General features: G+C 35.4%; 11 protein-coding genes. 8 read left to right on the forward strand and 3 right to left on the reverse strand.

Annotation, left to right across the window (positions count from 1 at the left end; all coding sequences use genetic code 11):
• The first annotated feature begins 302 nt into the window (after positions 1-302).
• From IE051_RS02980 to IE051_RS02995, 4 genes are all read left to right on the forward strand, one after another.
• Positions 303-947: a peroxiredoxin gene (locus tag IE051_RS02980; RefSeq protein WP_189359276.1), complete on the forward strand. Its 645-nt coding sequence runs from the start codon at positions 303-305 to the stop codon at positions 945-947.
• Positions 948-1,040: 93 nt separating this feature from the next.
• Positions 1,041-1,355 carry a thioredoxin family protein gene (locus tag IE051_RS02985; protein ID WP_189359277.1) on the forward strand — a complete coding sequence of 105 codons (315 nt, stop codon included), beginning with the start codon at positions 1,041-1,043 and terminating at the stop codon, positions 1,353-1,355.
• Positions 1,336-1,593: a DUF6952 family protein gene (locus tag IE051_RS02990; RefSeq protein WP_189359278.1), complete on the forward strand. Its 258-nt coding sequence runs from the start codon at positions 1,336-1,338 to the stop codon at positions 1,591-1,593. The genes IE051_RS02985 and IE051_RS02990 overlap by 20 nt, the downstream gene beginning before the upstream one ends.
• Positions 1,594-1,747: 154 nt before the next feature.
• The gene (locus IE051_RS02995) at positions 1,748-3,400 is read left to right on the forward strand and encodes a sulfatase family protein (RefSeq protein ID WP_189359279.1); all 1,653 of its coding nucleotides are present in this window, start codon (positions 1,748-1,750) and stop codon (positions 3,398-3,400) included.
• 27 nt (positions 3,401-3,427) lie between these two features.
• Here the strand turns inward: IE051_RS02995 and IE051_RS03000 are convergent, their stop codons facing one another.
• The 3 genes from IE051_RS03000 to IE051_RS03010 form a co-directional block, all read right to left on the reverse strand.
• Positions 3,428-3,898 carry an ankyrin repeat domain-containing protein gene (locus tag IE051_RS03000; protein ID WP_189359280.1) on the reverse strand — a complete coding sequence of 157 codons (471 nt, stop codon included), beginning with the start codon at positions 3,896-3,898 and terminating at the stop codon, positions 3,428-3,430.
• A gap of 62 nt (positions 3,899-3,960) precedes the next feature.
• Positions 3,961-6,162, reverse strand: coding sequence for a catalase/peroxidase HPI (gene katG, locus IE051_RS03005; protein ID WP_189359281.1), 2,202 nt, complete (start codon positions 6,160-6,162; stop codon positions 3,961-3,963).
• A 237-nt stretch (positions 6,163-6,399) separates the two neighbouring features.
• On the reverse strand, positions 6,400-7,245 hold the full coding sequence (locus IE051_RS03010) for a nuclear transport factor 2-like protein (RefSeq protein WP_189359282.1): 846 nt from the start codon (positions 7,243-7,245) through the stop codon (positions 6,400-6,402).
• Positions 7,246-7,727: 482 nt separating this feature from the next.
• Between IE051_RS03010 and tpx the strand changes: the two genes are divergently transcribed.
• The 4 genes from tpx to lolA1 all read left to right on the forward strand — a co-directional run bounded on the left by tpx (position 7,728) and on the right by lolA1 (position 11,764).
• Entirely contained in the window at positions 7,728-8,234 is a 507-nt protein-coding gene (tpx, locus tag IE051_RS03015; protein ID WP_189359283.1) for a thiol peroxidase, read from the forward strand.
• Complete coding sequence (locus tag IE051_RS03020; RefSeq protein WP_189359284.1) at positions 8,227-8,595, forward strand: diacylglycerol kinase family protein; 369 nt, start codon at positions 8,227-8,229, stop codon at positions 8,593-8,595. Before tpx ends, IE051_RS03020 begins: the two co-directional genes overlap by 8 nt.
• Before the next feature lie 111 nt (positions 8,596-8,706).
• Entirely contained in the window at positions 8,707-11,115 is a 2,409-nt protein-coding gene (locus IE051_RS03025) for a DNA translocase FtsK (RefSeq protein WP_189359285.1), read from the forward strand.
• A gap of 10 nt (positions 11,116-11,125) precedes the next feature.
• Positions 11,126-11,764: an outer membrane lipoprotein periplasmic chaperone LolA1 gene (gene lolA1 / locus IE051_RS03030; RefSeq protein WP_189359286.1), complete on the forward strand. Its 639-nt coding sequence runs from the start codon at positions 11,126-11,128 to the stop codon at positions 11,762-11,764.
• Positions 11,765-11,771 lie beyond the last annotated feature (7 nt).

An 11,771-nucleotide genomic window follows, 5' to 3' on the forward strand; every position in this document is an offset into this window, starting at 1 on the left:
TAGAACGTATTAATTAAATCAGGCCTTCATAACATACTTTGGAAGCCTGATTTTTTTTGAATTATTTTCAAATGTCTTGTGACTCGAACATAACATCAATTTTAAGTAAAATGAAAATTTAACCCCATTATATTGACAGATTATAGAATTATTTTAAGAATCAATTCATATTATTCAATCCTGCAATCATGATAAACAAAATCTATGGATTAATAAGAAATTAAAATTTCTATTTCTGCCAAAACTAACACTGAGTTCTATATTTGCATTCGAAATTTACAAACATTAAAAAAGATATAAAAATGGCATTAGTAGGAAAAAAATTTCCAGATTTAAACGTTGACGCAATGAATGATATGGGCGATACTTTTAAAGTAAACGTTCTTGAAGAAGCTGTTAACAATAAGAAAAAAGTAGTATTGTTTTGGTACCCAAAAGATTTCACTTTTGTTTGCCCAACTGAATTACACGCTTTTCAAGCGGCTTTAGGTGAATTCGAAAAAAGAAATACTATTGTTATAGGTGCTTCTTGTGATACACCAGAGGTGCACTTTGCTTGGTTAAGTACAGCAAAAGATAATGGTGGTATTGAGGGTGTTACTTATCCAATATTAGCAGATAGCAACAGAAATTTATCAAGTGTTTTAGGTATCCTTGATATTACAAACGAAACTTTTGATGAAGAAACTGGTACAGTTCAAGTTGAAGGCGATAATGTAACATACAGAGCTACATATATTATTGATGAAGATGGTGTTGTACAACACGAAAGTATAAACAACATGCCTTTAGGAAGAAACGTTGGAGAGTACCTTCGTTTGGTTGATGCTTTAACGCACGTACAAGAAAAAGGAGAAGTTTGTCCAGCAAACTGGGAAGAAGGTAAAAGTGCTATGAATGCAAATGCAAAAGCTACGGCTGAGTATTTAGCAGCTCATGCAAACTAAAAACCTAAAGGTCATTGCGGGCAAAGTGTGGCAATCTGTTCAATTTTAGTAAGATCGCTTCATTTCTCTCGCAATGACAATAAAATATAAGTTATGGTTAAAGAATTAAACGAAGACAATCTACAAAGCTTAGTCGCTGATAATGATACGGTTGTTGTACAATATTCAGCAACATGGTGCGGTAATTGTAGAATCATGAAACCAAAAGTAAAAAAGTTGGCGTCTGAGTTAGAAGACGTAACTTTTATCATTGCTGATGCGGAAAAATTTCCTGAAAGCAGAAAACTGGCTACGGTAGATAATTTACCAACTTTTGCCACTTTTAAAAATGGGGCATTTGTAAACCAAGTTCAGACTAATAAATTTGATGTTTTAAAAGACTTAGTAAATGAAGTTACCAGTAATTAAGCATTTAACGCAATTTATTGACGATAATGACGAAGATTTTGTAGTTGAAACTATTGAAACTCTGGAAGCATTAACAGAAGTATCATCCCTTAAGGATGAAGAATTAGACGTTATTGGTGAGCTTATCTCTAATATGTATGGCGCCATTGAAGTTAACAAAATGACTAAAGATGGTACGCCTAAAAAAGAAGCATTAAATAGTTTTATGGGCAGAGTTATGGGCTCAATAGATACATAATTGAAAAAGAAAAATGGATCTTAAAAAAACCACTTTGTGTATGCAAAGTGGTTTTTTGTTTTTATTATCCATAACTTTCTCCAGAATAGATTCTATTGCACTGATAATACACACTTGGAAAGAATACTATTAGGACAATAAATACCACGGAACCATGACACACAACAAACACCTTAATCCATTTATTGTATGCTTTTTTATACTTGCTTTCATACATTCTTGTAAAAAAACTGCTGATTATGAGCAAGCGTCCAAAAAAAGCAAAAAACCTAATATCCTATTTATCATGTCTGATGACCATGCATACCAAGCTATCAGTGCATATTCAGATAGGTTAATTCAGACGCCAAACATTGACCGAATTGCTGATGAAGGCATCTTATTTACAAATGCCTGTGTTACCAATTCCATATGCGCGCCATCGCGAGCAACGATTCTTACCGGTAAACATACCCATTTAAATGGAAAAATTGATAATAAAATGCCATTTGACACTACCCAAGTTACGTTTCCGCAGCTCTTCCAAAATGCAGGATACGAAACGGCTATGTATGGTAAATTACATTTTGGAAATAACCCGAAAGGTGTAGATGATTTTATGATATTACCCGGGCAGGGTAATTATATAAACCCTAAGTTTATTACTAAAGATGGTGATACTACTATCACGGGCTACGTTACGGATATAATTACGGATTTAACCATTAACTGGCTCGACAAAAAGCGAAATAAGGACAAGCCTTTTATGATGATGTATTTACATAAAGCACCACATAGACCTTGGTGGCCAAGTCCTGAAAAATTTAAAGAATACACCCAAAAAACATTTCCTGAACCTGCCACACTTTTTGATGATTATTCCAATAGAGGGACTGCAGCTAAAACTGCTGAGATGAATTTACTCACCCACATGACTTACGGACATGATTCAAAAATAAGACCAGAAACCATTGAAGCCATGGGATCGGTTCAGCCATACGTAGCGCCAATAAAATGGGGTAAAATAGATGGATTTACAGGACCTTATGGTAGAGCCAATAAAGAACAAAAAGAATTATATGACCCTATAATTGATTCCATCAATAGCCGGTTCAAAACCCATTGGCTTACCATGAATGATAAAGAAAAAATGAAGTGGAAATATCAGCGCTATATGCAAGATTATCTCGGTTGTATTTCTTCTGTAGATGATAATGTTGGTCGGGTTTTAGATTATTTAGATGACAGTGCGTTGGCAAAAAACACCATCGTTGTATACACCTCAGACCAAGGCTTTTATCTTGGGGAACATGGTTGGTTTGATAAACGTTTTATCTACGATGAATCTTTTAAAACACCATTATTAATTCGTTGGCCAAATGAAATAAAACCAGGAACTACGAATGATGAAATGGTACAAAATTTAGACTTTGCCCAAACCTTTTTAGAGGCCGCTCAAATAGAAGCACCTGAAGATATGCAAGGAGAAAGCTTAATGCCTTTACTGCGGGGCAATGACAAACAGTGGAATCGTGACGCGGTCTACTACCACTACTATGAATATCCTTCGGTGCATATGGTAAAGCGTCATTATGGCATGGTAACCAAAGCATACAAATTAGCGCATTTTTATTATGATGTTGACGAATGGGAGCTATACGATAGAAAGAAAGATCCACAAGAAATGCATAATGAATATAATAATCCTGCGTATGCGAATATCGTTGCGGAATTGAAACATAAATTAAAAGACTTAAGGCTAAAATATAAAGACGCTCCTGAGTTAGACGAAAAATATATTGACCTGTATAAAAATCATAGTCATTGAATTTAAAAAAAAATAAACTAGCCGGTTTTATTCTAAAAGACCAATAAGTTTTTGATATCCTTTATCTTTTGCATAGTCCACTGCTATTTTACCGGACTTGTCGGTCACTGTTTTATCTGCACCATGTTTTAATAATAAGGCTACCATTTCAGTTTGGTCATACATGGAAGCAAAAATTAAGGGGGTATATCCCAGATTGTTTTGTGCGTTTATTTGGGCTCCATGTTCTATCAAATATTTGGCAATTGGGAGATTCCCTTTAAAAGACACACCTATTAAAGCTGTATTACCCATAGCATCTACATCATCTACAGGCGCCTTTTGTGCTATTAAAATTTTGACTATGGCTTCTTTATCAAAATAAGCAGCAAAAATTAAAGGAGTAAACCCCCTTGTATCTTTAACCTTAATGAGTCCTGAGGTCTTATCTAGTTGGGCTTTAAGTTGTTCTAGACTTCCAGATTGTATGGTATTAAAAAAGAGAGCGCTATCGTTCATAAAGTCATTTAAATAAAACAGGGATGCATATATTAAACCTGCACCCCTTTTTATTAATCTATTTATTTTAAATCAAAACGGTCTAAATTCATAACTTTAGTCCACGCCGCAACAAAATCATTAACAAACTTATCTTGTCCGTCGTTTGCTGCATATACTTCGGCTACTGCTCTCAGTTCTGAATTCGAACCAAAAATCAGATCAGCACGTGTTCCTGTAAATGCTAATGCCCCCGTTCTTCGATCACGACCTTCAAACAAGCTATCATCTTCTGAAGTAGCACTCCAAGTATATGTAAAATCAAGAATATTAACAAAGAAGTCGTTTGTTAAACTCCCCTTGTTTTGTGTAAATACACCATAATTAGAGTCATCATAATTTGTCCCTAAAACACGTAGACCACCAAGTAAAACAGTCATTTCTGGAACAGAAAGCGTCATTAAATTGGCCTTATCAACCAATACATCTTCTGCCGCCACATTTAGATTAGCATTCATATAATTCCTAAAACCATCTGCTATAGGCTCCAAATAACCAAAAGATTCTATATCGGTTTGTTCCTGTGAAGCGTCTCCTCTTCCCGGTGTAAATGGCACTTCAATGGCATGACCGGCATTTTTCGCTGCCTGTTCAACACCAACAGATCCTCCTAACACAATCAAATCTGCTATAGATACTTCCCCGCTAAATGCTTTCTTTATGCCTTCATAAACTTCTAAGACCACAGCAAGCTCTGACGGGTTGTTAACTTCCCAATCTTTTTGTGGCGCCAAGCGAATGCGACCACCATTTGCGCCACCACGCATATCAGACCCCCTAAATGTTGATGCTGATGCCCAAGCTGTTTTTACTAACTGAGAAACACTAAGTTCTGAAGCTGAAATCATCCCTTTTAATGAAGTTATATCGGCGTTAGATAAAGCAGCATTACCCGCAGGAATAGGATCTTGCCATAATAATTCTTCTTCAGGTACTTCTGGTCCCAAATACCTAGAGATAGGTCCCATATCGCGATGCGTTAATTTATACCATGCTCTGGCAAATGCATCCTCAAGCGCTTTTGGATTCTCGTGAAAATGCTTTGATATTTTTAAATATTCAGGGTCTAATTTCAAAGCCATATCTGCGTCGGTCATCATTAAGGCTTGTCGTTTTGAAGCATCTCCAGCCGCTGGAGCCATTTTAGCTTGAGAAGCTTGCGTAGGTGTCCATTGACTGGCACCTGCTGGACTTGTTGTTAATTCCCAATCATAATTCAGTAATACATCAAAATAATCATGATCCCAATTTGTTGGGTTTGGCGTCCAAGCCCCCTCTAGTCCACTGGTAATAGCATCATCTAATACACCAGAGCCATAACTATTTTTCCATCCTGTACTCATGTTTTCAATAGGAGCACCCTGAGGTTCCGCACCCACATACTCATCAGGATTTGCTGCACCGTGGGCTTTCCCAAAAGTATGTCCGCCAGCCGTTAATGCCACCGTCTCTTCATCGTTCATTGCCATTCGGCCAAACGTTTCACGCATGAGTTGCGCTGAACCAAGCGGATTGGATGATCCATTAGGACCTTCAGGATTCACATAGATAAGACCCATATGTGCCGCACCCAAATGTCCTTCTAATTCTTTTTCCTCAAATCGATCTTTATTTCCTAACCATTCTGTTTCTGACCCCCAATATACATCCTGTTCAGGCTCCCAAACATCCACGCGTCCTCCAGCAAAACCAAAGGTCTTAAATCCCATAGACTCTAAAGCACAATTACCCGCCAGTATCATTAAATCTGCCCACGACAAATTTTTACCATACTTCTTTTTAATGGGCCACAACAGCAAACGCGCCTTATCTAAATTTCCGTTGTCTGGCCAACTATTAAGAGGTGCAAAACGTTGATTTCCTGTATTTGCTCCTCCTCTACCATCTCCTACCCGATAGGTTCCGGCACTGTGCCAAGCCATACGAATCATAAGCGGTCCATAATGACCATAATCAGCAGGCCACCAATCTTGAGAATCGGTCATTAAATCAATAACTTCTTGCTTTAAAGTATCAAAATCAATACTATTAAAAGACTGAGCATAATCAAAATCTTCCCCCATAGGATTAGAACTTATATCATGCTGTCTTAAAATATTAAGTTTAAGCTCATTGGGCCACCAATCTCTATTTCTTGTTCCACTACCTGCGGTTTCCTTTTGTTTACCAGAAAAAAAAGGACATTTACTTAAATCGCCATTTTGGCCGTTATGTTTATCATCCATATCTTATAATGTTTTTAAATTTCTTAATGAACTAAATTTAATCATTTAATAGTCACGAATAAACAATTCTCTATTTCTTAACATTATTTGCCAATTGATAATATTTATGAAATAAAAAAACAGACTATTACTAAACCTAAAAAAAGTGCTACCTATAAAGTAGCACTTTTATAATTTCAATTTTAATAGGTCTTAGATATCCAATATAATAACCTATTCTAAGGATTCTCTATTAAATTAACTTGATTGTATTTTCACAGCTATGGTATACACTTTCATTTTTTCAGAAAAATCAAAATCAAGTTGATGATAATTAAGTCGGTCTTGAACAAACTTTTTAACATCTGCATTTTCAGTTTCTATGCCTAAAACAATAATTTGGTTAGCAGAGTTCACCGTTAATCTCACTTGACCTTTAGAATTTTCATCTACAGCAAAATCAGGATTACGAAGCAACTCACCAATAGTTTCTGACAAGTCTTGTTCGTCTTTTTTGGCACTATCAGACATGCTTGCTTTAGGCATTTCCTTAATTTCAGAAACTTGCTGCACTTGTGCTCTGTCACTCTCTTCGCTTCCAGCGCTTGCGGAATTCCCAGAAGATGCACTTGCCATTTTTTGCATAGCGGCAATAACCTCCGAACTATTCCACATGCCTACTTGTCGTACAATCTTGCCTTCGGCAAATCGATATGTTAAATGTACAGGAACATCCACAACCTGCTCACTTCCTTTTAATTTACATTGCCAATCTAGCCAACAATTTACCCAGGTCTCACCGTCATCTGTTACAACCATTTCATATTCCTGATCCTTATCTAAAAATTTACGACTTGAATAATTAGCTTCATTGCCTTTATGATATGCCAATAATTCGTCATTAGACATGGCTTTGGTTTTTGAATTGAAGTAGGTTTTGCAAGTATCAGCCATTGCACTGAAATCGTAATTCTTGGCGTTATATTCGCTTATAAGCGTTTTAACAACATCTATTTCAGGTGACTGTTGCGTGTAACGTTCTTTTGGCTGCTGGCAAGCGGTTAGAGCAATTGCAAGCATTACTAATACTAATTTTGTCTTCATAATTTAAAAAATATTTATTGATAGTTGGTTAAAATACACGACTAATAATGCAAAAACATAATCAATAAGGTCAAGAAAACCTGTTTACATTAATCTCAAAAAAGTAGAAGAAAGGGCGAGCTATCTGCTTAAAAATAGTTAAATCTCTGTTAATTAAGAAATTATTGATAAACTATTTGATTCCGAAATATCTAATGAATTTATATCCAGCTTATTAGACATCCAAGGGCTATTTCCAAGATAACTTTAAATCCTAATCTTGGTACATTTTTATTGCATTCAAAAAAGCAATTGCTGCTTTTCGATGATTAACTAGCCTTAAAATCAAAGGCATAACATCTGTTTTTTAATCCAAATGGATATTCCAATCTTTTAGTCTTTAAAGGAAGTAAGCCCAATGTTAAAAAAAACAATCAAACTATTCTTAAATTATTTTCGAATCAAATAAATATTGCTACTTTTAAAATCTTAAAAAATATACTATGGCTAATATCACATTGGGAGGAACACCCGTAAAAACATCAGGAGAATTACCTAAAATAGGCTCTGAATTACAAGACTTTGAATTGGTTGCTATTGACTTATCTACCAAAACACTAAAAGATTTTGAAGGCGGTAAATTGCTTTTAAATATTTTTCCAAGTGTAAACACTGGAGTGTGTTCGGCATCGGTAAGACAGTTTAATACAGAAGCGAGTGAATTAGAGAACACTAAAGTACTATGTATTTCGAGAGACCTGCCCTTTGCTCAAGATCAATTCTGTGCTGCCGAAGGCTTAGATAATGTTATCATGCTATCTGATTTTAAAACTGGCGATTTTGGAAAAAACAATGGTTTAATTTTTGAAACCGGTGGTTTTAGCGGTTTGCTTTCAAGAAGCGTTATTGTTGTAGATGCCCAAGGCAAAGTAATCTACACAGAACAAGTTCCCGAAACTGGTGAAGAGCCAAATTATAAAGCTGCCTTAGAAGCGCTTTACAATGCATAAAAAAGAACCTTTTTTTGTTAACCGATTAAAAAGTGTAGGGTACGCCTTTAAAGGTGCGCTTTTGCTTTTAAAAACTGAGGCCAGCATTAAAGTGCAATTGGTTATTTCACTGATTGTAATTACTGCAGGATTTTATTTCCAAATTTCTTCAAATGAATGGATTTTACAACTTTTAGCCATTGGTTTGGTGATGAGTATGGAAGGTATGAATACCGCCATTGAAGAAATTGCCAATTTTATCCATCCAGAACGTCATAACAAAATAGGTTTAATCAAAGATATAGCTGCAGGGGCTGTTTTTATAGCCTCTGTATTTGCTTCAATCATTGGGCTTATTATATACCTCCCCAAGATTTTTTAAAATACTATTACTTTAGGATAAACGTTTGTAATTTGTATTTTTGTTGCATTGTGAAAACAATTCAATCAAGAACATATTTTATGCATCTTAATTTGAATCAACAATCCATTAATGGCCAAGCGTAAACCCAAAACTAAAAAAGCACCTAGAAAAAAATTAAAAGCACCTAGTTTTAAGCTATCAAGTCAACAAAAACTTGTAATGGGTAGTTTTTTAGTGCTTGCTGGTTTACTACTCTTTATATCCTTCATTTCCTTTTTATTTACAGGCGAAGCCGATCAAAGTACACTAACGGAATTTGGTTCGCGAGAAATTAAAACTCAAAATTGGCTTCGTAAATCTGGAGCTTGGTTAAGTGATTTTTTCATACAACGTAGCTTTGGTATTGCCTCTTTTATATTTTCGGGACTTATTTTTCTATCCGGAGTTTATGTTTTAATGAATTTAAATAAAGCCAAATTACTCAAACATTGGTTTTGGGGAATTTTGATTATCATTTGGCTGTCTTTGTTCTTTGGCTTTTTTGGAAATCAAAGTGCTATTCTTGGTGGCACTATTGGTTTTGAAATGAATACCTACCTGCAAGACTACGTGGGCAAAATTGGAACCGCACTATTATTATTGTTTGGTCTTATTACCTACTTGGCCATGCGTTTCAACGTTACGTTTGACAGTATCATCAAGGTTTTTAAATCGACTAAAAGAGAAATTAAAACAGATCTTACAGAGTTAAAAGATGACCTTATTGTTCCCCTAGACAACAACTTATCTGAAGAAGCTGAAGCTATTAAATCAGCATTTGAAATCCCATTAGATAAACCAGAAGTAAAACAGGAAAATAAGGAAGTAAAACCCAAAACAGAACCTGCTCCTGTAAAAATCACGGTTGAAACACCGCAAATTGAAATAGAACCTGAAATTGAAGCGGAGCCAGAATTAGAAATTAAAGTTGAAGATGTTACAGAGGAAACTTCTGAAACTAATAATCTAGCCAATAAATTGGTAGAAGATTTTGGGCTATTTGACCCCACGCTTGAATTGGCGAAATACCAATTTCCCAACTTAAACTTATTAAAGAAATACGATACAGAAGGCATAAAAATTAATCAAGAGGAACTTGAAGAAAACAAAAATCGTATTGTTGACACGCTAAGCAATTACAAAATAGGTATTGCGAGTATTAAAGCGACTATTGGGCCAACAGTCACTTTATATGAAATTGTACCTGAGGCCGGTATCCGGATTTCGAAAATTAAAAACTTAGAAGATGATATTGCATTATCATTATCGGCATTAGGTATCCGTATAATTGCGCCTATTCCAGGAAAAGGAACCATAGGTATTGAAGTTCCTAATAAGAATTCTACTATTGTATCCATGCGATCTGTCATTGCTTCTAAGAAATTTCAAACTTCTGAAATGCAATTACCCATTGCCTTAGGAAAAACCATTAGTAATGAAACTTTTGTAGTAGACCTTGCAAAAATGCCCCACCTGCTAATGGCCGGTGCTACTGGGCAAGGTAAATCCGTTGGATTAAATGCGGTCTTAACCTCATTACTTTACAAAAAACATCCGGCGGAAGTTAAGTTTATTTTGGTTGACCCTAAAAAAGTTGAACTTACGCTATTCAATAAAATAGAACGTCATTATTTGGCAAAACTACCAGATAGTGAAGATGCTATTATTACTGACAATACTAAAGTAATCAATACTTTGAATTCCCTTTGTATTGAAATGGATAACCGTTATGAACTGCTTAAAAATGCCATGTGTAGAAACATTGCGGAATATAACGCCAAGTTTAAATCAAGAAAATTAAATCCAAATGACGGGCATCAATTTTTACCCTACATTGTACTTGTAGTTGATGAGTTTGCAGATTTAATTATGACCGCTGGGAAAGAAGTAGAAACGCCTATTGCCCGTTTAGCACAATTAGCTCGAGCCATTGGTATTCATTTAATAATTGCAACCCAGCGTCCATCTGTTAACGTTATTACTGGTATTATAAAAGCGAATTTCCCTGCCAGAATAGCCTTTAGAGTAACCTCTAAAATTGATTCTCGCACCATTTTAGACGGCTCAGGGGCAGACCAACTTATTGGCCGCGGTGATATGTTGTATACCCAAGGCAATGACTTAATTCGTGTACAATGTGCGTTTGTTGACACACCTGAAGTTGAAAAAATAACCGATTTTATAGGTTCACAGAAAGCTTATCCAGATGCCTATTTACTCCCTGAGTACGTGGGTGAAGAGAGTGGCACAAGTCTTGATGTAGACATTTCTGATCGCGATAAACTCTTTAAAGATGCCGCTATTGTATTGGTTACCGCGCAACAAGGGTCGGCGTCCTTATTACAACGGAAATTAAAACTAGGCTATAATAGAGCTGGACGCTTAATTGACCAATTGGAAGCTGCAGGTATTGTAGGCCCTTTTGAAGGCAGTAAAGCTAGACAAGTTTTAATTCCAGATTTAATAGCCTTAGATCAGCATTTAGAAAATGAAATTTAATTTTAAAAACATGAAAAAAATACTAACTCTATTATTAATCATTGCCTGTTCTGCAAACCTCATGGCTCAGGACAAGGCTAAAGCCCTTTTAAATGAAGTTTCTTCAAAAGTAAAAAGTTATGATAATATTGCTTTAGACTTTAAATATACCTTGGAAAACACCGCTGAAAATATCAAACAAGAGACAAAAGGCGATGTGGTCATGCAAGGCGATAAGTATAGGCTAAACATTCTTGGTATCACAAGACTTTTTGACGGCAAAACACTGTATAATATTAGTACAGAAGACGAAGAAGTTAGTATCACCACGAATATTGATGAAGACAGCAATGCAATAACACCAAGTAGCATGTTATCATTTTATGAAGATGGCTACACCTATAAACTGGATATAGAACAGGATATAAAGGGCAGAAAAATACAATATGTCAAACTTATTCCCATTGACTCTAACTCTGAAATCAAAGAACTTCTATTGGGTATAGATGCGCAGACCAAACACATTTATAACTTAATTCAAATTGGTAAAAACGGTACCAAGACAACATTAACTGTTAATTCTTTTGAAACAAATCAACCGTTACCTGAAACTTTATTTACTTTTGACGCGAATAAATATGCAGATTATTACATTAATAATCTTGACTAAATTTAGG

It is taken from the genome of Algibacter mikhailovii (assembly GCF_014651495.1).
GTDB lineage: Bacteria > Bacteroidota > Bacteroidia > Flavobacteriales > Flavobacteriaceae > Algibacter_E > Algibacter_E mikhailovii.

Coding starts and splice junctions, on each gene's coding strand:
- katG (WP_189359281.1), bottom strand. CDS start 6,162: ATGGATGATAAACATAACGGCCAAAATGGCGATTTAAGTAAATGTCCT.
- IE051_RS02980 (WP_189359276.1), top strand. CDS start 303: ATGGCATTAGTAGGAAAAAAATTTCCAGATTTAAACGTTGACGCAATG.
- IE051_RS02995 (WP_189359279.1), top strand. CDS start 1,748: ATGACACACAACAAACACCTTAATCCATTTATTGTATGCTTTTTTATA.
- IE051_RS02990 (WP_189359278.1), top strand. CDS start 1,336: ATGAAGTTACCAGTAATTAAGCATTTAACGCAATTTATTGACGATAAT.
- tpx (WP_189359283.1), top strand. CDS start 7,728: ATGGCTAATATCACATTGGGAGGAACACCCGTAAAAACATCAGGAGAA.
- IE051_RS03010 (WP_189359282.1), bottom strand. CDS start 7,245: ATGAAGACAAAATTAGTATTAGTAATGCTTGCAATTGCTCTAACCGCT.
- lolA1 (WP_189359286.1), top strand. CDS start 11,126: ATGAAAAAAATACTAACTCTATTATTAATCATTGCCTGTTCTGCAAAC.
- IE051_RS03025 (WP_189359285.1), top strand. CDS start 8,707: ATGGCCAAGCGTAAACCCAAAACTAAAAAAGCACCTAGAAAAAAATTA.
- IE051_RS03000 (WP_189359280.1), bottom strand. CDS start 3,898: ATGAACGATAGCGCTCTCTTTTTTAATACCATACAATCTGGAAGTCTA.
- IE051_RS02985 (WP_189359277.1), top strand. CDS start 1,041: ATGGTTAAAGAATTAAACGAAGACAATCTACAAAGCTTAGTCGCTGAT.
- IE051_RS03020 (WP_189359284.1), top strand. CDS start 8,227: ATGCATAAAAAAGAACCTTTTTTTGTTAACCGATTAAAAAGTGTAGGG.